The organism is Methanosarcina sp. (assembly GCF_028693135.1).
Lineage (GTDB): Archaea > Halobacteriota > Methanosarcinia > Methanosarcinales > Methanosarcinaceae > Methanosarcina.
Window position 1 is genome coordinate 1 of sequence record NZ_JAQUVZ010000010.1, and the last position, 24,075, is coordinate 24,075.

Sequence of the window (24,075 nt, forward strand, 5' to 3'; positions counted from 1 at the left end):
TAGAGGCATCGATTGTAATACCTCTTGCCTGTTCCTCTTCATCGGAGTCCATGAATAACTGTCTTCCGGCAAGTTCCTTTGAAATCATGCCGGCGCCTGCTAACAGGTTGTCCGATAATGTGGTTTTTCCGTGGTCAATGTGCGCAACGATACCAATATTTCGGATTTTCTCTGGTTCATTCATGAGCGTCGTTACGCGCTCGACCATTTTCTTCCTTCGTCCCATGCTAATACCTTTTAAAAAAATATAATTTTAGTAATAGAATTTCATTTTAAATCGGTGCAACCCGCATAATTGATTAACGTGCTGCCTTTGCAACTCTTTCCTTTGCATCCTTTCTGTTGATAGAGAAAGATTTAGTATCGCGGTTTGCAGCGCCTATGATTTCAGTTGCCAGACATTCTGCGACAGTGCGCTTGGATTTGAAAGCTGCGGCCTTTGTTCCCATGCTGATGTAGCGCAGAGAAGTGTCCACACGCCTCTGAGGTGCAGTGTCAACTGCTTTTGGAACGGAGATCCCGCCGTACTTCAGCCTGACCACTTCTTCTCTGGGACCAGCATTGGAAATGGCTTCCACGAGAACCTGGATAGGGTTCTGCTGGGTCTTTTTGTTTATAATGTCCAGAGCTTCTTCAACTGCACGGAGGGTTACCTGTTTCTTTCCGCTGTTGATTTCAGTCCTCATCAGGTTGTTTGCCAGGCGTTCAACAATAGAAATATCGGATTTGTTAAACTGCTGCCTGGCATGCTTTCCGCTGCTGTGTGGAACAATTACCGGAGTAAGGCTGACGTAGCGCTTAATTCCGAGGTCTCTGACTTCAACTTCCGTTGTGTCCCATTTGCCGAAAATTTTATACACAAAAATCATCTCCTGGGTTTTTCCAATCTGCCGATGACCAGCTGGTTCAGGGACACGTTGTTTACGGCAATTACCTTAAAACGTACGCCGGGAATGTCACCCATAGCACCACCCATGCGGCCTCCGATCCTTTCCACGGTAACTTCATCGTGTTCATCAATGAAGTTTACTGCACCGTCTCCAGGACAGAATGCGGTTACCTGACGCCCGTTTTTAATGAGCTGGATCCTTACGCATTTTCGGATTGCGGAGTTCGGCTGTTTGGCTTCGACTCCCACTTTCTCTAATACTATACCCCGACCCTGCGGTGCACCACCAAGAGGGTCAGCTTTCACGTTAAGACCAAGAACACGCCTGCAGTAGTAGTTATCTTTCCAGCGGGCATCTTTCCTGGTTTGTTTTAGAATATTAGCTGCAAATTTTCCTTTAGCCATTGTAAATTTCTCCAGTTAAAAATTGATCACAGTTTCCTATTGTGGCATTAAATGCCAGAATTGTCCTTCAACGCCGGATTAATGGATCAACGTAAATTAAGGGTATTACTGCAGGATCACATCTTCTATAGTGTGGTGACGACGGGCAAGCATCTTCACTTTCTCTATGTTCTTGCCGTTGCGACCGATGGCAAGCCCCTTCTCTTTATTGGGTACCTCTACATAAGCTAATCGCTTGCCATTTTTGGTTGTAAGGCTTACTGAACTTACGGATACCGGTCCGAAGGCATTCTTTATAAAGGTCACAGGATCCTCAGAATACTCCACAAGCTCAATTGGTTTGTCCAGGGCTTTTTTAACACGGTTAATATGCTCTCCGTTTTTGCCTATTGCAAGCCCCATATCGCCCTGCTTTACAACATACACGAGCCTTTCCTCTTCCGGAATACAGTCAAGTATTTTGGCTCGGGTCATGTTTTCAAACAATGCAATGTACTGGATGCTATCTGCAGTAAGTCTTATTTCACCCAAGACGTTGCAACTCCTTTTTATCAAGCTATGGCTGCCAGGATATCCGATTCTCCCGCATCGAGGATTGCCATGGCCGCAATCGTAAAGGGCTTCCCGCATACGGGCCCGAGTTCTACACTTGTGCCTCCGAATTCCAGGACCGGGACATTGGTTTCCTTAATTTTCATTTTAATGTCTTCGGGGCAGTTTGATGCCAGAACCACCATTTTTGCAGAGCCGTCTGCTGCTGCATCCATGGTCCGATTGGCTCCAACTATTACTTTTCCTGTTTTCACAGCCTTGATAAGAGATTTATCAACATTGATCTTCATTTTCATCAACTCTGTCTCAAATTAACTCGTCTACGCTCTCTCATTCTAAATAAAGATTTCAAGCTTGGTGAGTATATGGTACTCTAAATACCTGATGCCTTATATCAATTTTCTGGTTATGAGCCTCGCGGACTCAAGTTTCTACAGCAGGATTTGGTGAAGTTTGTTAAAGGTAATGTATACCTGATCTGAACTGGTCTTCTATCAGGTTATATATTTAAATAATTATAGGTTAAACCCGGAGATTTTCCCTTCATTCTTCTTCTGTTTTGATTTCCTCAGGTTCAACTCTTCCCGTCTTTCTGCTTACAAGATGCACGTCTCCGGTGCCCATGCGAATAGGCTGACCGACAATGATATTTTCTGTGACACCCTCCAGCTTATCCACATCTCCCCGCATCCCTGCATCCAGCAGGTGATTGACTGTAACTTCAAAAGCTGCACGGGCAAATACACTGGCTTTTTCACCTGAAATTCCGTGCCTGCCGATCTGTTTTACTTCTCCGTCACAGGTCATGATGTCTGCTACAAGCATGATATGCCGGATATCCACGGTAAGTCCCTGTTCACGCAGGGTATCTGTGGCTTCCTTGATAATTGCATTTCTTGCAGCCTCGACTCCCAGCACTTCATAGATTTCATTAATGTTGTTTGTGCTGGTTCTGGCCCTGTCTACCCCTTCAAACTGAAGTACGTCACGCAGAGCTGAGCCTTCTGTATACAGGGTGTACTCTTCACCTTCCTTTCTGACCACCACTCTCTTGATCCCTTCTATGCCTTTGAGGGTTACATTGTGGATGCTTTTTGCAAGCTGGAGCAGTTCTCTGTAAGAAGGTTCTCCCGGAGTGATAACAATCTGGTTATCTATATCAGGAGAAATGTTGACCAGCACGTTCAACTCTTCATTGAACTTATCCTTCACCTGGTCTATTGTAATATTCCTGCCTTCCATTGCCTTTTCGTGCAGGTCTATTATAAGTTTCATCTGGGAAAGATCAGTGGTCACGTCAGCGATGTGGTCTATTTTTGTCGCTTCAATTTCCCAGGCAAGTGCTCTTGTTTTTTCCCTGTGATAAGCATAATCTTCAGGATCATTTTTGGAAAGGGCGATTGTCATCATCGGAGTGCTCGGAATTTTCCGGGCATCTACGATTTCTATCAGGCGAGGCAGACCGAGAGTAACGTTAATCTCGGCCACACCGGCGTAGTGAAAGGTACGCATGGTCATCTGAGTGCCTGGCTCCCCTATGGACTGGGCTGCAACCACACCTGCAGCATCACAGGGTTCGATGCATGAGACCTCATATTCTTCCATTGCCTTTTCTATGATCTCTTCCATTTCCTTCTTGCTTACCCCGGCTTTGAGGACATCTTCCCTCAGGGCATTCAATGTGCTAGAAGGAAAAGGCAGATCTTTTATCATGCTATCGATAGTAGCTTCACTAATACTCATCATGCCACCTTCTTGTCTACCACGGAACGAACAATCCTGTGAATAGTATCGGGTTTGCTGAAGTCGCTTTTTGTTGGGTTAATCCCATCTTCCCCGTACTTAAACTGCACAAGCACACCTCTGGTGTCCCTGACCGTGAGGTCATACTGGACTTCCAGGTCCTGGAGCGCATTGACAAGTCTCCTCTGCAGGTACCCTGACTGTGATGTCCTGACTGCAGTGTCCACAAGACCTTCTCTACCACCGATTGCGTGGAAGAAATACTCCGTCGGGCTTAACCCGCTCTTGTAACTTGCCTTAACGAACCCGTGGGCATCCGATCCCAGGTCACCTACCTGGAAGTGGGTCAGAGTCCTGCCTGAGTACCCTCTGCGAATGCGCTCTCCACGCACTGCCTGCTGGCCAACACAGGCTGCCATCTGGGTAAGGTTCAGGATGGAACCTCTCGCTCCAGAACGCGCCATGATAACTGCCGAATTTTCAAGCCCCATGTGGCTGTCTGCAATTCCACCGGTCTCGTCCCTGGCCTTTCCGAGCTTCTGCATGATGCTCATTTCAATTGTTTCATCAAGGGTTCTTCCAGGAAGGGGTTCAAGCTCTTTATTCAGATACGATTTGATAAGGTTCTGCACAGCGTCTTCAGCTTTAGCGAGGACCTCATTGATCTGGATTCTGGCTTCTTTAGGAATATCTTCGTCAGCTATTCCGAAACTCAGACCTGTACGCATGATCGCCCGGATTGCGAGCTTGGTCATATCATCTATGAACCGAGACCCGACTTCGGGACCTATTTCCTTGATAATACGGTCCTGAACTTTTCCTTTGAATGCCCCAATAGCCGCTTCGTCTATTGTGCCCATAAGGAGTTCACTGTTCCGAATTATCACATAGGCATCGTTTACACAGTCCCCTTTCTTACAGGTATCACAGTGTGCACAGACCTGAGCTGTGAACTCCATATTAAGTCCTTCAGGCAGGATCTGACTGAAAATCTGTTTTCCTGTCCAGAAAGGTTTTCCATCGTCGTCGTGACCCGCCGGTTCGGGCAGGTTGCGTGCGCGGCTCCTCCTCAGAAGATCGTAAGCCTCGTGACTGGTAATATGGTTTTCAAAACGGGTCAGAAGGAAAAGCCCGGAAATGTGATCGTGAATCCCACCGATAATGGGACCTCCGAAACGCGGGGAGATGATGTTTTCCTGAACCTGCATGAGGATCTTTGCCTCGGCCCTTGACTCTTCGGTCTGGAGGGCATGCATGTTCATTTCGTCCCCATCAAAGTCAGCGTTGTAAGGAGGACAGACCGCAGGGTTCAGCCTGAAGGTTTTGTTAGGCAGAACCTTCACGGAATGGGCCATGATACTCATCTTGTGCAGAGAAGGCTGCCTGTTGAAGAGTACAATGTCACCATCTTTTAACTGTCGTTCCACAACCCAGCCGAATTCCAGCTTATCGGCAAGGTCGTCCTTGTTCATATTGGTTACCTTTATACGCCTGCCGTCGGTCCTGAGCACATAGTTTGCCCCGGGGTGAACGTCTTCGCCGTTCCTTACATAGACCTTGAGATGTTCGATGTTCCTCTGGGTTACCACTGATGGCATTGTCAAAATCCGTGCAATGGGCATGGGGACACCGACTTCATTTATGCTCAGGTTCGGGTCAGGAGAGATAACGGTACGGGCAGAGAAGTTAACACGCTTACCTGACAGACTCCCCCTGAACCTTCCTTCTTTACCTTTTAAACGCTGGGAAAGAGTCTTAAGAGGCCTGCCTGATCTGTGTCTCGCAGGGGGTATTCCTGAAACCGAGTTATCGAAGAATGTAGTAACGTGATACTGAAGAAGCTCCCAAAGGTCCTCAATGATAAGCTGTGGAGCTCCTGCTTCCCTGTTCTCCTGGAATCTCTGGTTGATCCTGATAATGTCTACCAGCTTGTGGGTCAGGTCGTCTTCACTGCGCTGCCCGGATTCCAGAGTGATCGAAGGGCGCACCGTAACAGGAGGCACAGGCAGGACTGTAAGGATCATCCACTCTGGCCTTGCATTCTTCGGGTCCATCCCGACAACCATTATGTCATCGTCCGGGATGTTTTCAAAGCGGTCCCTAATCTCGGTAGGGGTCAGCTTCTCTCCGTTTTCCAGGTATTCGGTGGGCTTTTCGAATTTGATATCGAGCTGTTCCTCATTACAGTAGGGGCAGCTCTTTACCTTGCTGGCTTCTTTATATGCCTCATTAATGAGATCATCAGGCATGTGCCCGATTCCTTCAACTGCAAGGAGTTGATCCAGAAAATGCTGTTTCTGGGCCGGGTCCAGCAGAATCTTGCTGCATTTTCTGCAGGTTGCCCTGAGGAGTTTTCTGATTACTTTGTTAAAACCAACGTGAACAACAGGGGCAACAAGTTCAATGTGCCCGAAGTGTCCGGGACACTCGCCTGCCCTGCCGGAGCATGTCTTACAGCGAAGCCCGGGGTCGATAACCCCGAGTTTCGTGTCCATAAGCCCCATGTCAATTGGAAATCCGTCGTCATCGTAAGTGTCAGCCGTAATGATGGGCGTTGAGCTCATCTTACGGATCTCCTTCGGGGACAATAAACCGAATTTGATAGAAGCAATTCTTTTTGGAATAGGAGGTACGTTTGCCATATGTCCACCTCACCTTATACAGCATCTTCAAGATTAAGCCTGGGAGCAACCCCGAGGGACTTAATCTCGTCCAGTAATAGCTTGAACGCGTAGCTCATCTCAACAGGGTATATATCCGTGTCAGCACCGCAGGCCGAACAGAATGAAACTTTCCGCTGCTTGTCGAACGTTGCAATCATTCCACAGTGCGAGCAGACAAGTTCCACAACTTTGTCAGACTCGTCCAGCAATCTTTCTTTTAGGGACATGGCAGCGCCGTGCCCTACCAGTACATCACGCTCCATTTCACCGAACCTGAGACCACCCTCTCTTGCACGGCCTTCAGTCGGCTGGCGGGTGAGCACCTGTACAGGTCCGCGGGACCTGGCATGCATCTTGGAGGTGACCATATGGTGGAGTTTCTGGTAAAGAATCACACCAACGAAGACATCTGCAGGGATCATCCTGCCGGTTGTTCCATCGTAGAAGACCTCTTTTCCGGTGTGAGCAAAGCCGTGCTTTTTCAGGGCTTCTCTAAGGTCATCTTCTTTTTCTCCAGAGAAGGCTGTTGCATTCACTCTTCTGCCTTCCATGGAACCTACTTTTCCGCCAATCATTTCCAGGACGTGCCCTACAGTCATACGTGAAGGGATTGCGTGCGGGTTAATCATCAGGTCCGGAGTCAGGCCTGATTCCGTAAACGGCATGTCAGCAATCGGGACTTTTAAGCCAATAACACCTTTTTGCCCGTGCCTGGAAGCGAACTTGTCTCCGATGTCCGGGATCCTCTCGTCCCTTACCTTTACCTTTGCAAGGCGGGTCCCGTTAATGGATTCTGTAAGAATGACAGTGTCTGCAATCCCTGTTTCGTTGGATCGCATAGTAATAGAGCTTTCTCTCCTCTGCTCAACTGCAATTCCGAAATCGGAAGGCTCTTCCAGGAATCTCGGAGGACTTGTCTTTCCTATAAGCACATCGTTGGGACCTACGGGGGTCTCAGGGTTTACAAGCCCGTCGATGTCAAGATTTGCGTACGCATCAGGGCTGCGTGCTCCACGGTATTCAGAGTCAGGAATCTCGAACTTGTCTTCCTGCCCACCAGGATACCTCCTTTCTTCCCCTTCAAAGGTCCTGAGGAAATGACTTCTTCCAAGCCCTCTCTCGATTGAACCATTATTGAAAATCAGAGCATCTTCAATGTTATACCCTTCATATGAAAGGATTGCAACCACGAAGTTCTGGCCTGCAGGCCGGTCATCAAAACCGATTGATCCGGAAGTCCTTGTCCTTGTCATCGCCCTCTGCGGGTAGTGGAGGACGTGGGCACGGGTATCCGGCCTGAGCTTCTGGTTTGCTGTGGATACTCCGATACACTGCTTGATCATGGCTGCGCCCATTGTGTTACGCGGAGAAGCATTGTGTTCCGGATAGGGAACCATTCCGGTACAGATTCCCAGCATAAGTTCGGGGTCTATCTCCATATGAGTGTGCTTGGAGGTAATGTCAGCTTCATAGAGTGCAATGTAAGCGTTTTCTTCCTCTTCTGCGTCCAGATACTCCACACAGCCTTCTTTTACAAGGTCGTCATAGGTGATTTCTTTGCTCTTCAGTTTCTGTATGTGCTCTTCCGTTACCTTCAGAACTCCTTTTTCTACAACTACGAGAGGCCTTCTTGCCCTCCCCATATCGGAGTTTATAATTAATTCCCTGGTGTTATCGTTAAGAGCTATGTTGACCTGCCTGGATATGAACCCCTGCCGCCTCATCTTTCGAAGCTCTTCTGCAAGTTCCGCAGGGTTGTCATGAGTCCCGACGAGTTCTCCATTTATGAATACTTTTGCTTTAGTCATCTGACATCAACCCCTCAGTCACCGAACGTTGATCCGGAGTCATCCGTATCTGAATAATCGTAGAAGTCATCATCTTTGTATTTGATTTCGGGTTCCGGAGTTTCTTCAAACTCTTCAACGATCTCTTCCCCGAATTCATCGAGTAATATTTCTTTTATTTTTGCCGGGATTTCGGGCACTCTTATAACTATTTTTTCGACATTAAGGTCGTAGAGTATTTTCTTTATATTCCCTACTTCTTCGATTCCCGTGGAGAGCTCGACCATCTGTGCAAAGTTTTTCACAAGACCACAATTTGGACCTTCAGGAGTCTCGGAAGGACAGAGCCGTCCCCACTGAGTTGCGTGCAGGTCACGAGCTTCGAAGTGTGGCTGGGCACGGGAAAGCGGTGAAATTACACGGCGCAGGTGGGAAAGGGTAGAAATGTAGTCGTTCCGGTCAAGAAGCTGGGAAACGCCGGTCCTTCCTCCAACCCAGTTTCCTGTTGCCAGAGGGTGCTGCAAGCGGTCAGTCAGGACATCTGCTCTTACAATTGTGGCGACATTAAGTTCCCTGTTCCTCATGTTTGCACGTTCGAGCTGGTACTTTATATCCCTTGCCAGCCTGTTGAAGGATACCCTGAAGAGGTCTTCCATAAGGTCGCCTGCAAGTTTCAGCCTCTTGTTTGCATAGTGGTCCTTATCATCTTCAGTACGCTTGCCAAGTGCAAGCTCAAAACAGGATTCAGCCATTCTTGCCAGGAAATGGGCTTTTGAGGGCCTCTCTTTCATATCGTTTCCAAGGTGAGGGAAAAGATACCTGTCAATAACGTAGTTTGCTCTTTTTATCTGGTATTCCTTGGCCTGCCCTGCAGCAACCCTCGCTCCAATCTTCTCGATTGCTTCTTCCTGGGTTTCGACTTCGGCTTCTTCAAGGTTTTCCAGCATGAACTTGATAATTTCGGGATCACTTGAAACTGCGTTTACGATATCTTCGTCAGTTACTATCCCGAGAGCTCTCATAAGTGTAATAAAGTATACTCTGCCGGATATTGAAGGGAAAGATACCTCAAGCAGGGATTTTCTCCCTCTTTCCACAATAACGAGTGCCCTGTATCCCCTTTTCTGAGAGAATACCTTTGCAACCTCTATAGAGTCACCGTAACGTTCTCCGAACTCAGCAAGGATTTTGTTCGGGGCAAGGTCTTCAAGGGTCATGACCACCCTTTCCGTACCTCCGACAATGAAATATCCCCCGGGATCCAGAGGGTCTTCTCCATAGCGAACTTTCTCAGTATCACTAAGCCCGAGAAGGTTACAGACTTTGGATTTGATCATGATAGGAAGTTGCCCGATTTTTGCTTCTATTACATCGGACTCTATCCCTTCTTTTACGACACTCATCTCCAGGTAAAGGGGGCCTGAGTACGAAAGGTTCCTGAGCCTCCCTTCGTTGGGGTACAGTTTTTCTATTGCCCCATCTGCTTCCTTTACCACCGGGTGCTCTACCCGGATCTTGCCGAGTTTGAGATAGGTGTCTTCAATGTCGGTCTCTATAATTCTTTGTTCGTCTATGATCTTTTGCAGCCCGTAATCTATAAACTTGTTAAATGAGTCTATATGGTGCTGCACTATCTTGTCCCGTGTAAAATAAGCCTGCGACAGTATACTGCTTTCTAACGCGATGATAGCACCCTCTTTGCTTTGTTAAAATGAAAATAAATAAACGATGATCCTAAGATCTTTATGCAGTTATTGAATCTTTCCGTACGATGGTGCATGGGATTCAAAAAGATGTTCAGTGAAAAAAATGTGATCATGCAAGCGGTTTTAATTCCCCCCCGCTTACTCAATCACAAGTCTGTAATAATCTGCTTCCCCTGCAGTTTGACTTTTTCTTGTGATTTTCACAACATCTCCGACGGCAGCTCCTATTTCTTTACTAACAGGATCCTGCACTTTAATTTTCGGAAGCTGTTCCTTGTCAATTAAAAATTTGCTTAAAACAGACTTTAATTCGCCCTCTGCGATTATCTCATGTTTTGGGACTGACTCATGGTCAAGCAGGCTGAATTTTGTCAAATCCTTTCCTCCAAAAATAAAGCATTTAAAAAAACTTGCTGGATAGTTCCTGCGGATGGCCTATCCGCCGGTTATAATAAAGAACATGGCGGGCCCGTAGGGATTTGAACCCTAGGCCGACTGGTTAAAAGCCAGTCGCTCTGCCGGACTGAGCTACGGGCCCGCTTTGTTTATCTCTCTACCTCTTTATTTTGCACCATTGAAGGCTAATTTTTTAGCATGCCACCCTGTTGCCCCGCTGCATCAGGGAGCACCTCTTACGCCGGTGCAACCCTCTAATTATAGCTATACTATTTATAGTTTATGCTTGGATTACTTTTGTCCCCCATATTCAAGAAAATAGTTATTGAAATTTTTTAATATGTTGGGAATTAATACATAAGTTTTTCTGAGTCTGCTGGAAAGCTATATGTACGATTATTTTCACTTTTTTAAAAGTAAAGTTAAAATTATAATTATTTCTCCAAAGATTTGGGTTAGACGGAAACTTTTGCCCCGATTTTCAATCGCTTGCCGCTTTCCCGACAGTCACCCCTCCAAAAATGAAGCATCAATTGGTATCACTGTAATCACAATATTAAATATTATCAGATAAATCAGTCATTTAATCGAATTCAGGTTAAGATTCTCGGAAACTGAAGTAATTGTTGGACATTATAAGTATAATTATTAATATAAAAAAGATGACAGATAAACAAATTTCTCGAAAGACGGAGTCTTACTGCTTTTTTTACTGTTTTTCTTCCGCTTTGAACCTTACGACGAATTCAGTTCCAGAATCCCTTTTTAATTTAAGTTCGCCCTCTAACTGGTCTACAAGGGTGATTACCAGCTGTATGCCGAGACTGACGGGATTTTCCAAATCAAAACTTTCAGGTACACCTACCCCATCATCTGAAACTGCTAAAACGAAACTGGTAGTCTTAAAATCTTCTTTTTTTCTTCCGGTTCTATTTTCCTTACATTCTCCGGTTTTGTCACTATAGAGCTTGATTCGGATTTCTCCCCTTTCTCTCTCTACAAATGCATGTTTGAAGGAATTGGAAATAAGTTCATTAACAATTATCCCTAATGGGATTGCAGTGTCCATATCAAAGAAAATATTCTCTTCGAGATCCATGCTTAAGCTGATATTGGCATTTCCAAGCCTGTATGTCTGGAAAAGGTTCTCAGAGAGTTTCTCAAGATATGACGAAAATTTCAGTTTATCGATTTCTCTGCCTTCATGCAGTTCCTCGTGGATAAGAGCCATAGATAAAATTCTATTCTGGCTTTCCCTGAAGGCTTCCATAATCTCTGAATCCTTAACATATTCTCTGTTACTGAACTTTTCAGCCTGAAGATCAAGGAGAGAAGAAATAACCTGCAGGTTATTCTTGATCCTGTGGTGAATTTCCTTTTTACGGGCAGTCTCAAAATTTACCAGAGTTTTTTCAGCTTTTTTACGTTCAGTAATATCCTGGACTATTCCCTTTATTCGAACAGGAATATTTTTCTCATCAAAAATAACTTCGGATTTGATATGGACTGTACGTTCTTCCCCATTAGCCAGGACAATCCTGTAAGTAATGCTGTAAGGTTTCCCATTCATAGCTTTCTTGGCTGAATCATCAAAGTCTTCTCGATCATCGGGATGTATATAATTTGAATATTCGTTGAAAGATGGTGCTAATTTTTGAGGGTCGCGTCCAAAAATAGTATACATTTCCTCTGACCAGTATGCTTTATCAGTTGTAATATCCCACTCCCAATTTCCAATATGAGCCATTTTTTGAGCTTCAGCAAGCCCTGTTTCACTTTCTTTTAAGAAGTTATAAGCCTCTTCAAGCTGGCTTGTCCTTTCTTCAACTAGTTTTTCTAAATATTCATATGCATCTTTCAACCTGGATTCTGCTTCTTTTCGCTTGGTGATATCCGTAAGCATGCTTATAGAACCAGTAAACTTGCCATACTTATCAAAGAGGGCTTTAGAATTTACAAGAGCCCATAAAGGCAAGCCATCTTTACGCAGTAGTTTGAATTCATGGCTCTCATTGATACCCTGCAGCCTCTTTTTCATATTCATCTCGAAAATAGCTTTACCCTCTTCATCGGTAAAATCCCGTACAGATTTTCCAATCATTGCTTCCCGACTGCACCCTAACATCTCTGCTATTTTCTCATTAGCATAAGTAGTCCTGGCTTCAGAGTCAAGTACCCATTCAAGTACCCATATACCTTCATTGGCTGTCTCCATGAGATTGCGGTACTTTTCCTCACTTTCGCGCAGCGCGTTAACCAGGGCATCGCGTTCCACCAGCGCCTGGGTCAGTTTGATATTGCTGTAACTTAGCTGTGAGATCATGTGGGCAAGCTTCGTTAAGAAAGACATGCATGTGTCTATGGTTTTCCTGCTCAAGCGTGGAACTTTTTCAAGTGCTGCTATGTATTCCTCTTCATTGAAACCGTATTTCCTGGCCTGGACCCGGAAAAGCTCATATTCCGGAATCTCCCCCTCAAAAAAGAACTGCCCTGATAAAATATTGCCTATATGCTGACCGTCCACAACGATGGGGGTCGCTACGTCCCACAGATTGTTCTTGCACTTATACAACTTAAACTCGCCAGGAGCAACCCCCGCGGATAGTTTTGTGTCACTTTCTATGCAGTGTTTGCAGGTTTCCGGGTGAACCCTGTGGAATCTGGTACAGATCTCCTCCCAACCGACACCTACCAGAACGTTTCCTTTGAGGTCAAGCAGGGCCATAGTAATGGGTACAAACTTATAGAAATCATCCAACAAGGACTGGATCGCCCGGGTATCAATGATATCAGCAAACTTCAGGCCTGCTATCTTCCGAGCAGGCGAAATAGGTAAGAGCATGCTCTCCAGCTTCACCCTTGCGCGCTGTTCACTCTGGGTCAGAGCCTTTTCTGTCCGGTTTCGCCTGGCACTTTCTATCCGCTCCCATTCTCCGTCCCTTTTGATCAAAGCGAATTGATGGTTGTTGACCACTTCGATAATTTCGGTCGCGCTGCACCTGTCAAGACAATAGGTACATAGAGCCATCATATGAAAGCTGGCAATTACATTATCTATATTTTCCTCGTATTCAACAAAATTATTCCAATCCTTTTTTTCCAGCCAGAAAGTGTTCCCGTTCGACCTTACGCCATCGTAGCTGTTAGCCAGAGCCTGACTGAGTTTTTCGGCCCAGCCGTTTAAGACCCCTTCCGAATCGAAAAAACCCTCTTTTAGATACCAATCTTTGTAAGGGACGATCTCTATTTGCCCTTTTCCCAGGTAAGTATCGATATCAGAAACAGCTCTTCTCAGGGCTTCTTTTGCATATTCTACTTCCAGAGGTTGCGATGTGACCCACATACAGAATTCGTTATTTTCCAGCCCCGCTTTGAAGTATGGAACAAGTATGTCCATCAAATCTTCTTTTGTCTGGTAGAACTGGCAGAAATGCGTCCCCCAGGGCACATCCCCAATAATATCAATTCCGGATTTTCTCAGCTTTTGATTCATTTCACACCTTCTCCGGCTATTGAGAACTGACTGTGTTTTAACTTCAAGCAGGATCTGTCCTACTATCGGGCATTATTCTGAATTAAATTCCATATTGAGATAGAAATAAGAGACTACTTGCTAAAAAGGTATCTGTAATAAGTAGCATTTATACTTCACAAATAAAAAATTTGAAAATAGGAATAGGGATTCACCTGCGTTTTCAGGAAAAACAGATTTCCAAGATGCCTTAAGAATAAAAAATACATAATAGTTGACAGTCTTCTTAACTTACTGTTTATACCCCAGATTCTTGTATTTTGAACTTTTGATAAATAGGGTTTGTATATCGAAATATAGTATTTTCTCTGCTCATTTCAAAATACGATCAGAGCATGTTTCATACGAATTATTAAAAGTTCTTATTCTTCAAAATAAATATGGCAGAGAAATAACTTCCCGAAAGACGGATTCTTACTGCTTTTTTTACTGTTTTTCTTCCGCTTTGAACCTTACGACGAATTCAGTTCCAGAATCCCTTTTTAATTCAAGTTCTCCCTCTAACTGGTCTACAAGGGTGACTACCAGCTGTATGCCGAGACGGGGGGGCTTTTCCAAATCAAAACTTTCAGGTACGCCTACCCCATCATCTGAAACTGCTAAAACAAAACTGGTGGTCTTAAAATCTTCTTTTTTTCTTTCGGTTCTATTTTTCTTATATTCCCCGGTTTTGTCTCTATAGAGCTTGATTCGGATTTCTCCTCTGTCCCTCTCTACAAATGCATGTTTGAAGGAATTGGAAATAAGTTCATTAATAAGTATCCCTAACGGGACTGCAGTATCCATATCAAAGAAAACATTCTCTTCAAGGTCCATGCTTAAGCTGATATCGGCATTTCCAAGCCTGTATGTCTGGAAAAGGTTCTCAGCGAGTTTCTCAATATAAGATGAAAAGTTCAGTGTGTCAAAACCCCCACCTTTGTACAGTTCCTCATGGATAAGAGCCATTGATATTACTCTGTCCTGGCTTTCCCTGAAGGCTTCCATAATTTCTGAATCCTCAACACATTCTCTACCTCTGAACTTTTCAGCCTGAAGGTCTAGAAGGGAGGAAATAACCTGCAGGTTATTCTTGATCCTGTGATGAATTTCCTTTTTACGGGCAATCTCGATAGTTTTAAGGTTCCCTTCTGCCTCCTTTCTTTCTGTAATATCTTTAACTACCCCAAGAATTCTGTTTACGTTACCTTCTTTGTCTCTAAGGCAGATCCCATTATCTTCAAAGTAAACATATTCTTCATTCTTTTTTCTAAAACGGTACTCTGTCCTGTAAGCTTCCCCAGAAATTATATACCTGTCATAATTTTCCAGGTACCGATTCAGATCTTTCGGATGAATACGAGATAGCCAGACCTTAAGGCTCATATTTCTAAACTCATCTGGAGTATATCCTGTACACTCTTTGATACTGCCGGTCCAATTAGCAGCATCTCCCTCTATATTATAATCGTATACTAGCTGCCCTGTCCGTTCCGTGACTATACGGTACTTTTCCTCGGCTTTTTGAAGTTCTTCTGCGGTTTTTTTGCTTTCGGTGATGTCCCTGGTGGTAACAACTACCTGCCCATCAGAAAACGGCAGATATGTCGCACTCACATCCGTCCAGATGATGCTGCCGTCCTCCTTGAGAATCCCAATTTCAGAACTTTGAATCGACCCTTTATCTTTTAAAGCCCTTACGCTGGGAAACTCCTCGGCCGAGATTTCCGTTCCATTTGACCTGATATATTTTCGGGCTCCATAATTTCCGTTGAGCAGATCTGATCTGGAGAGGCCCAGGATTCTTTCCAGAGCGAGATTTGAATCCAGGATATTTCTTTCTTTATCGGTGATTGAAACTCCAACAGGCAGCAGATTAAAAAGAGCTTTCAATTTGCCCTCGTTCTCTTTAAGCATCTCCTCTGCTTTTTTCCGCTCAGTAATATCCTGAACTATTCCCTTCACTCGGATAGGTATATTTTCCTCATCAAAAATAACTTCGCTCTGCGCATGGACTGCGCGTTCTTCCCCACTAGCCCGGACAATTCTGTAATCAATGCCATGGAGCTTCCCATTTAATCCTTTCTTAATGGCATTACTCAAACAGTCCCGGTCTTCGGGGTGTACATAATTTAAAAGTTCATCGTAAGTTGCACCTGACTCTTGAGGCTCGCGTCCAAAAATACGATACAATTCGTCAGACCAGTATACTTCACCAGTTACAAGATTCCAATCCCAATTTCCAATATGAGCCATTTTTTGAGCTTCAGCGAGACCTTTTTCACTTTCTTTCAACGAGTTATAAGCCTTCTCAAGCTGCCTTGTTCGTTCTTCAACTAATTTTTCTAAATTTTCATATGCTTCTTTCAACTTAACTTCTGTTTCTTTTCGCTTGGTGATATCAGTAAGCATGCTAATAGAACCAGTAAACTTGCCATCCTTATCAAAAAGGGCTTTAGAATTTACAAGAGTCCATAAAGGCAAGCCATCTTTACGTAGTAGTTTGAATTCGTGACTCTCATTGATACCCTGCCGCCTCTTTTTCATATTCATCTCGAAAATAGCTTTACCCTCTTTATCGGCAAAATCCCGTACAGATTTGCCAATCACTGCTTCCCGACTGCACCCTAACATCTCTACCATTTTCTCATTAACATACGTAGTCCTGGCTTCAGCGTCAAGTATCCATATACCTTCGTTGGCGGTCTCCATGAGATTGCGGTACTTTTCCTCGCTCTCACGCAGTGCCTCTTCTACATTCTTGCGCTCAGTGATGTCCTGGACGATGCCAGCCATCCGGCGAACGTTTCCGGTAGCGTCCATGCGGTGCTGCCCGGCTGCCCAGATCCACCGAACCACACCATCCACGCGCCGGATGCGGCACTCGAAACTCCAATCGCTATGTGTTGTCGTAGCCTTTTGAAACTTCGCGTCCACCATCTTGCGGTCCTCCGGCAGCACGTGATCGAGGAACATCTCGTAGGTCCACTGTGGGAGCAGTTGTTCGTAGCCGAAGATGCGGTCATGCTCGAGCGACCGGTGGGCTGTATGCTCCACCAGGTCGAGGTCCCACGCCCCGGTGTGGCTGGTTTCGAGCGCGAAGCGCAACCGATCTTCTCCCTCGCGCAGCGCCTCCTCTGCCCGTTTGCTCTCGGTGAGATCACGGGCAACATGAATACATCCAGTGAGTTTTCCTTCAGAATCATGCAACGGCGAGACGCTTTCCTGGAAATAACCGCCCAGGCACTCCTCAAAAACCTCTGCAGTGTGTTCAAGCCCGTCCTTGAGCAGTTGACGGTGAGGGCAAAAAGAGGGCGGTTCGTCCATCCCATGGACAACACGATAACAGGTTAAACCTGCACACTCTTCCGGTGTCATCCCTAATCTAGCCGCCATTGCCCTGTTTACACGAACGACCCCATATTCAGTGTCGAGTATGGCTATCATGTCTGGCACAACATCAAAGGTATATTCCCAGTTTTTTGCAGCCTGATAAGCTTCTTCTTCTGCTTTTTTGCGCCTGGAACTTTCTATCTGCTCCCATTTTCCTTCCCTTTTGATTAAAGCGAACTGATGGTTGATGACTACATCGATTATCCCGGTTGCGTTGCACCTGTCGAGGGGATAGGCACATAGAGCCATCATATGAAAGTTACCGATGATGTTGTCTATTTCTTTCTCATATTCAACGAAACCATCCCAACCTTCTTTTTCCAGCCAGAAAGTGTTCCCGCTCAATCTCAATCCATCGTAGCCGTTAGCCAGAGCCCGAGTGAGTTTTTCAACCCAGCCGTTTAAGATCCTTTCCGAATCGAATTTTCCCTCTTTTACATACCAGTAAGTGTAGGGAATAATTTCGATTTGCCCCTTCTTAAGGTAAGCATCAATATCAGGAACAGCCATTCTAAGAGCTTCTTCTGCCTCTTCCACATCCAGAGGTTGTGACGTGACCCACATGCAGAATTCGTTATTATCCAGCCCTGCTTTGAAGTAGGGGACAAGTATGTCCATCAAATCTTCTTTTGTCTGGTAGAACTGGCAGAAGTGTGTCCCCCAGGGCACATCCCCAATAATATCAATTCCGGACTTCCTCAGCTGTCCTTTCATCCCTACCCCTCCTGGCATATTTCAATCCTATTCTTATTTTCAAAAGCAGGTTCTGCAATGAGTTATGGCTAGCTTCTCAAGTGATCACTATGTTCTTTATGTTTATTCTTTTTAAATAGATTCTTTTGCAGCAAAAATGACTTTGGAAATATTCCTAAAAAACAGAAAATTTCTTCACTAAAAAAATCTTCTTTTTAAAAAATAAAACGTGTATCTCAGATGTTTAATGTATTTACATTTAAATATATCTAGATTACGTGATAATTAAAAAGCAGGTGCAGTAAATGCCATAATTTTTCCAAAGCTGGAAAAAGTTGATATTCACTGCACTTATTATGAATCAGGAGTTTAGGGGTTGCTGAAAATATTCTCTGCTGCTTCGTCTCTAAATTATGTCCCGCACTCCCATCCGTTCATGTAGCATTCCTGTTTGGAAGTGAGTTTGTCGGTGCTTATGCCCATTGACTCAAGCTTCAGGGTTGCCACATAGGTATCAAGTTCCCTGGGGACCCCGTGGACTCCGTTCAAAAGCTTGTTTTCGGCAATGTAGCGCACACAGAGAGCCTGGTTTGCAAAACTCATATCCATGACCTCGGCAGGGTGCCCGTCCCCGGCAGCGAGGTTTACAAGCCTGCCTTCGGCTATGACATTAATGCGCCTGTTCCCGATATCGTATTCTTTGATATTGTGCCTGACAGTCTTGACTGATTTTGCAAGGGAGGCGAGGGCTTCCATATCGATTTCCACATTGAAATGTCCTGAGTTTGCAAGGATTGCCCCGTCCTGCATGACCTTGAAGTGGTCGGCTGTAAGGATATCGCGGTTTCCTGTGGTCGTTACAAAGATCTCACCTATTTTTGCCGCATCTGCCATTCTCATGACCCTGTATCCGTCCATCCTGGCTTCAAGAGCTCTGATAGGATCTATTTCAGTGACGATCACATTCGCTCCCAGTCCTGCAGCCCGCATTGAAACCCCGCGCCCGCACCAGCCGTAGCCTGCGACAACAACGTTTTTGCCTGCTACAAGGAGGTTTGTGGTCCGGTTAATCCCATCCCAGGCTGACTGACCTGTTCCATAGCGGTTGTCAAAGAGATATTTGGTCATGGCATCGTTTACCGCTATTACCGGCATCTTAAGTGCGCCGTCCTTTTCCATGGCATGAAGCCTGTGGACTCCTGTAGTTGTTTCCTCACAGCCTCCGAGGATATTTGGAAGCATACCCGGCCTTTCTTTGTGGAGTTTGAAAATAAGGTCTGCCCCGTCATCGATTGTGATGTCAGGTTCAAAGTCAAGGACTTTATCTATTGCTTCATAATATTCACTCGTGCAACACCCGTATTTTGCAAAACAGCTTATATTTTTCCGGGTATCGAGAGCCATTGACACATCGTCCTGGGTGCTAAGGGGATTGCAGCCTGAAATTGCAACCTGTGCGCCGCCTGCAGCCAGGGTCTCGACAAGGACTGCGGTTTTTGCTTCCACATGAAGGGCCATTCCTACTTTAAGCCCTTTCAGGGGTTTTTCTTCCTCAAACTTCTCCCTGATGATCGCAATTACAGGCATGTGGCTTCTTGCCCATTCCATTTTCATGTTTCCGGATTCTACGAGTTCTTTTTCGGTCATGGTTATCCCGTCATGTAAGATAAATGATTGAATTGAATGATTGAATTGAATTGAATTGAATGATTGAATATGGTTTGTACTTTGATTTCTCAAAATAGTTCTATGAGTTTACTCAAATTGTAACTCTGGTTACCGACAGATTGAAGTGAACCTGTGGTTAAGTTCGGCTTTCAGGTATTTATTCTTCCTGTATGATAATGTGTCATTCGTTATGCTGCATGCCCTGATGCTTTTCAAGCGTTTGCCCTTGCTACAAGCTCTTCTGCTGCTCTCCGGGCTTCTTCCATCACTTTTACCTCATCCAGCACAAGTACCCTGTAATTGTCCATAAGGACTTTTCCGTCCACTATTGTTGTCCTGACATCGCTTCCTTTTGCAGAATATACCAGATGGGACGGGACATCGAAGCAGGGGGTAAGGTGCGGTTTTTTCATATCCACTATAATTACATCAGCCTTCTTTCCCACCTTCAACATTCCGGTTTCCGTGCCAAGGGCTTTTGCCCCGTTAACGGTTGCCATCTCAAGGACCTGGCGAGCCGGAAGAGCGGTCGGGTTGCCTGTACTCACTTTATGCAGGAGGGCAGCGGTCTTCATTTCTTCAAACAGGTCAAGGTTGTTGTTTGAGGCGCAGCCATCAGTGCCAAGGGTGACATTCATTCCCTTTTCCAGCATCTTGTATACCGGAGCAATTCCTGATGCCAGTTTCATATTACTTATGGGGTTGTGGGATACATTTACTCCCCTTTTCCTTAAAATTTCTATATCCCCATCCGAAAGCCAGACACAATGGGCAGCAAGCACATCAGGGCCTAAGAACCCCAGGTCTTCGAGCAGGTGCACCGAGCATTTCCCGTACCTTTCTTTCATTGCATTCAGTTCGGCTTCGGTTTCCAGGACATGGATATGGATGCCTGCGCCGTCCCTGCGAGCTTCTTCTTTTACCTTTGCAAGGAACTCCTCTGAGCATGTATTCGGGGCATGGGGGCCATACATGGTTTTTATCCTTCCGCCGGCTGCTCCCTGCCAGGCCCGGACAAAGCGCTTTCCTTCCTTGAGGTCAGCTTCTCCTTTTTCTTCGTTCCAGAGCTCTATCAGGCCGTGAGAGAGTGAAGCCCTGAGTCCCGATACTTCAACAGCCTTTGCAGTTTCATCCATAAAAAAATACATGTCTGCAAAGGAAGTTGTTCCGGATTTGATCATTTCCAGGCATGCGAGCAGGCTGCCCTTATAAACATCTTCTGCCTTCAACTGGGCTTCGGCAGGCCAGATATGTTTCTCAAGCCACTCCGCAAGCTGGAGGTCATCGGCATAACCCCGGAAAAGAGTCATTGCTGCATGGGTATGTGTGTTCACAAGCCCTGGCATTACTACCGAACCGTTTGCATCGATCACGATATCGGCACTTTCGTTGGTTTTTTCCCCGATTTCAGTGATCTTTCCGTCTTCAATAACAACAGTCCCGTTTTTAAGGTCCCCCGCATCAGGGTCCATCGTTAAAACATAAGCATTTTTTATTATTATGTCAGCCATATGATCATATCCGTCAGGTTTGAACTGCAACTTTATTTGACTTCAACTTTATTTGACTTCAACTTTATTGGACTTCAACTTTATTGGACTTCAACTTCATTAGACTTCAACTTTATTGGACTACAGCTTTATTGAACTGCGACTTATAAGGTAACTAACTCGAGTTTAAGATGTTATCCTAAAAAAAGTTGTCCTGAGAATTCTCCGGAATTATCCTGTACTCTTCATAAAATACAAGTCTTTATAAATTGTTTCTGGCTAGTAAGGTCTGGAGTTTTCAGGGTTTAGATTTCAGGATCCCGGAAGAAAAATCGGCTTTTGGAGCGTTATCAGAAACGTCGGGATTTTGCTGCTCCAAATACTCAGCCGAGATTTTTTGCTCCAAATCCTTCAAATTAGCTATCTAATAGGGTTTTTACTTGCAGGGGGTTTATTTGCCGGCTCCGGTTTCCAGGTTAAGAGCTTCAAGGTAAAGGTGCATTATCTTCAGCCTTTCTTCTGCAATCTTCTTTGCTTTAGCGGTATTCAACTTTTGGGGGATAGTGAAAGGCTTGTAGTGCATGTATTCGTTAAAGCCTTCAACAGGACCCCTGACATAGACCGTCTTTTTTGAGCTTCCTTTATCCAGTCCTGTTGTGTGCTTCAGCATCCTGAGAGCTCCCATTGAAAGGATAGACCTGAAAATTCCAATTGCTCCCAGGGCATCGAGCCTGTCGGCGTCCTGAAGGATCCTGGCTTCTATTGTTTCCGGGCTTTCCCCCCCGCTGAACCGGTGTGTCAGGATGCAGTATGTCACAGCTTCAATAGTCTTTTTTTCAACACCTGCCCTCCCCAGAAATTCGGAGGCTATCTCTGCACTGTAGAGGGCATGGTCTCCCCCCACCTCATGTTCTTTGATAACCCCGACGTCATGCAGAAGAGCCGCAAGCTGAAGGATGAAAAGGTCTCCCCCTTCTTCTTTCTGGATTTCCATGCAGAGGGCTTCTACGCGGGTTATATGGGACATATCGTGGGAACTGGGCTCTCCGTCATGAAAAGTAGCCGCAAATTCCCTCGTTTTTTCTATCAGGTCCATGTAAGTATCCTGCTTCAAGTATCTTTCAGTATTCTATTTCTGCAATCAGGATCTTGAGGTGTTCCTGAATTTCAGAAATAGCCTCGGAGAGGGCTTTTTTGTTCTCGTAAGTGGTAATCAGCTCCACAAGTTCTTCTTTCCTCTCCTTTTTCATTTCCTGTGCAAGCTTGGCCATATTTTCGAGAGCCCTTGTAAGGTTGTCCACTATTGAGATTGTGGCGGTTCTGGAGGTCCGTGAAAGAGGGTTCAGGTCAATTGTTATGACAGTCTTTCCCATCTCTACAAGTTTCTCACAACGGTCTCCATCCTCCAGGGGGACGAGCACAACGTCTGCCGTATAGATTCCCTTGCTGTCTACAAGCCGCCTGTCATGGGAGAGTTCAAGGCTTGCATCCGGATTCTTTCCAAGCACCTCAGAAGCTCCGTTGGCCTTCAAATGTTCTATTATGAGGTGCACCCGGGTTTCGGTCCTGTGGAAAAGATTTACTTCAATCTGAGCTCCGGTAATGTCTGCCAGGGCAACGACTTTTTCAGGAGCCAGGACTGCGACGTTACCATTTACGGAAATAACCGGGTTTTCTGCCAGAAGAAGTGCAGCAACTGCCGCCCTTTCTGCATACAGGGCAGATTCGGTGCTACGCTCGCCTATAAGGTAGTCAAAGCTTTCGCCTCTTCCCTGGGCAATAAGCCCCTGAATACTTGTAATTCCCATCTTTACCCCGGCTGCAACCTTTTCACGGGCGAGCAGGGATTCATACCTCGGGTGGTCTTGGGGTATATCGGTCATATGTGTCGTTTACCTTCTACTTTTATATTACTTTTATATTACTTTTATATTACATTTATATAACTTTTATATAACTTTTATATAACTTTTTTACTTAGATCTTGCCTTATCCAGCCTTATCTTACATTTTAATCTTGAGCTTTTTTATTCGAAACGTCCAGGATGATTCCCTCACTGCTCGGGACGATCATGGTCTGGATTTCCTGGCCCTCAAGCATCTGGATGTACTTGTAGCGGATAAGGTCAGGGTTTTTCTTGATTTCCTCATTTATCATCATGAGAGCTGCTGCTTCCCCTCGGGCCCGGATGATGGTGGCATTGGCGACCCCGTCGGCTTCGATGACCTTTCTCTCAGCCTCGAGTTCTTCTTTCTGTTTCACAAAAATCATCCTCTGGGCTTCCTGGTCAGCCTGCAGTTTCTCTTCGATTGCCGTTGCAACCCTTTCCGGGAGCTGCACGTTCCTGAGCAGGACTTCCTCAACAATGAATCCGTCATTTTTCAGACGATCTTCAAGCTCGGTTTGCATCTCTTCTGCAACAACCTGCCTCTGCTGCCCATAGATTTCCATTGCTGTGTGCCTGGAGACAACTTCCCTTATCACGGACTTGACGGTCGGACGTATGATCTTTTCGGCATAAGCCGTGCCAAGTTTCTGGTGCACACTGCTTGCCTCCGTGGAGATCAGTCTGTGGCGGATCGAAATATCCAGGCCAAGGGTCAAACCCTCTCTGGTCAGGGCATTGATCCGGTCATCTCCTACCCTTTCCCCTTCCGAAGCCTGAGAACTCATGGTATAGACCTGGCTCTGCACGGAGTACTTGGTTACTGAGACCCAGGGTGGGACGATGTGCAACCCTTCTCCGAGTTCATCTGCCTGAACCCCTCCGAACTGGCTGAATTTCACTCCTACCTCTCCCGCGCCGACGGATACTAATATCGATCCAAAGGCTACGGAAAAGATGATAAGGATCGCAAAGATGATTGCGATTGTGCGAAGAATCGGACCCGCCATCGCAGGTATCCTTTTAAGTGGATCAATAGGTCTTGAGCTACCTTTATCGTCCCAGTCGTCATTAAGATTCATAATCTTACCTTCCGCTCGGTGAATGAAATACAATACTCTTTGAAATATGTTGTTTTCATTTCCTGCATCTTTAGATACAACTCTGCAAGGTTTCCAAAAAGCAGGCAGTAGCTGATTTTATCCATTCTCTTTTATTTCGGCCCTATATTCGGCAGGTCGACATAAAAATGGAAACATTTTTCTAGACACCGTTTTTGAAACAAGAACATCT

Annotated in this window: 17 protein-coding genes and 1 tRNA gene; all 18 read right to left on the reverse strand. The window is 45.4% G+C overall.

All coding sequences use genetic code 11. From position 1 onward, the window contains the following. A partial coding sequence (locus PHF18_RS06715) for a GTP-binding protein (protein ID WP_300100133.1) occupies positions 1 to 226 on the reverse strand: 226 nt, incomplete at its 3' end. A gap of 73 nt (positions 227 to 299) precedes the next feature. After that, positions 300 to 869 carry a 30S ribosomal protein S7 gene (locus PHF18_RS06720; protein WP_300100138.1) on the reverse strand — a complete coding sequence of 190 codons (570 nt, stop codon included), beginning with the start codon at positions 867 to 869 and terminating at the stop codon, positions 300 to 302. Beyond that, positions 866 to 1,294, reverse strand: a complete 429-nt coding sequence (locus tag PHF18_RS06725; RefSeq protein WP_300100143.1) for a 30S ribosomal protein S12 — start codon at positions 1,292 to 1,294, stop codon at positions 866 to 868. The genes PHF18_RS06720 and PHF18_RS06725 overlap by 4 nt, the downstream gene beginning before the upstream one ends. A 105-nt stretch (positions 1,295 to 1,399) precedes the next feature. Continuing rightward, entirely contained in the window at positions 1,400 to 1,825 is a 426-nt protein-coding gene (locus tag PHF18_RS06730) for a NusA-like transcription termination signal-binding factor (protein WP_300100146.1), read from the reverse strand. Between the two features lie 20 nt (positions 1,826 to 1,845). Then, positions 1,846 to 2,142 carry a 50S ribosomal protein L30e gene (locus PHF18_RS06735; RefSeq protein ID WP_300100149.1) on the reverse strand — a complete coding sequence of 99 codons (297 nt, stop codon included), beginning with the start codon at positions 2,140 to 2,142 and terminating at the stop codon, positions 1,846 to 1,848. A gap of 247 nt (positions 2,143 to 2,389) precedes the next feature. Next, on the reverse strand, positions 2,390 to 3,589 hold the full coding sequence (gene rpoA2, locus PHF18_RS06740; RefSeq protein ID WP_300100391.1) for a DNA-directed RNA polymerase subunit A'': 1,200 nt from the start codon (positions 3,587 to 3,589) through the stop codon (positions 2,390 to 2,392). Next, positions 3,589 to 6,231, reverse strand: coding sequence for a DNA-directed RNA polymerase subunit A' (locus tag PHF18_RS06745; RefSeq protein ID WP_300100152.1), 2,643 nt, complete (start codon positions 6,229 to 6,231; stop codon positions 3,589 to 3,591). Before PHF18_RS06745 ends, rpoA2 begins: the two co-directional genes overlap by 1 nt. Positions 6,232 to 6,245: 14 nt before the next feature. Beyond that, a complete protein-coding gene (gene rpoB / locus PHF18_RS06750; RefSeq protein ID WP_300100155.1) occupies positions 6,246 to 8,060 on the reverse strand; it encodes a DNA-directed RNA polymerase subunit B in 1,815 nt (604 codons plus the stop codon). A 14-nt stretch (positions 8,061 to 8,074) separates the two neighbouring features. After that, positions 8,075 to 9,727 carry a DNA-directed RNA polymerase subunit B'' gene (locus PHF18_RS06755; RefSeq protein ID WP_300100394.1) on the reverse strand — a complete coding sequence of 551 codons (1,653 nt, stop codon included), beginning with the start codon at positions 9,725 to 9,727 and terminating at the stop codon, positions 8,075 to 8,077. A 156-nt stretch (positions 9,728 to 9,883) separates the two neighbouring features. Further along, positions 9,884 to 10,120, reverse strand: a complete 237-nt coding sequence (locus tag PHF18_RS06760) for a DNA-directed RNA polymerase subunit H (protein WP_300100158.1) — start codon at positions 10,118 to 10,120, stop codon at positions 9,884 to 9,886. Positions 10,121 to 10,206: 86 nt separating this feature from the next. Further along, positions 10,207 to 10,283, reverse strand: a tRNA-Lys gene (locus tag PHF18_RS06765). A gap of 567 nt (positions 10,284 to 10,850) precedes the next feature. Next, positions 10,851 to 13,634 (reverse strand): PocR ligand-binding domain-containing protein, encoded by a 2,784-nt coding sequence (locus PHF18_RS06770; RefSeq protein ID WP_300100161.1) that lies wholly within the window; start codon positions 13,632 to 13,634, stop codon positions 10,851 to 10,853. Positions 13,635 to 14,099: 465 nt separating this feature from the next. Continuing rightward, complete coding sequence (locus PHF18_RS06775) at positions 14,100 to 17,759, reverse strand: PAS domain S-box protein (RefSeq protein ID WP_300100164.1); 3,660 nt, start codon at positions 17,757 to 17,759, stop codon at positions 14,100 to 14,102. 390 nt (positions 17,760 to 18,149) lie between these two features. Then, positions 18,150 to 19,385 (reverse strand): adenosylhomocysteinase, encoded by a 1,236-nt coding sequence (locus PHF18_RS06780; protein WP_300100168.1) that lies wholly within the window; start codon positions 19,383 to 19,385, stop codon positions 18,150 to 18,152. 233 nt (positions 19,386 to 19,618) lie between these two features. Then, positions 19,619 to 20,917 (reverse strand): amidohydrolase family protein, encoded by a 1,299-nt coding sequence (locus PHF18_RS06785; RefSeq protein WP_300100171.1) that lies wholly within the window; start codon positions 20,915 to 20,917, stop codon positions 19,619 to 19,621. A gap of 430 nt (positions 20,918 to 21,347) precedes the next feature. Then, positions 21,348 to 21,992 (reverse strand): HD domain-containing protein, encoded by a 645-nt coding sequence (locus tag PHF18_RS06790; protein WP_300100174.1) that lies wholly within the window; start codon positions 21,990 to 21,992, stop codon positions 21,348 to 21,350. A 25-nt stretch (positions 21,993 to 22,017) separates the two neighbouring features. Next, complete coding sequence (locus PHF18_RS06795) at positions 22,018 to 22,779, reverse strand: 4-phosphopantoate--beta-alanine ligase (protein WP_300100177.1); 762 nt, start codon at positions 22,777 to 22,779, stop codon at positions 22,018 to 22,020. Positions 22,780 to 22,907: 128 nt separating this feature from the next. Further along, entirely contained in the window at positions 22,908 to 23,864 is a 957-nt protein-coding gene (locus PHF18_RS06800; protein ID WP_300100180.1) for a prohibitin family protein, read from the reverse strand. Positions 23,865 to 24,075: the final 211 nt, after the last annotated feature.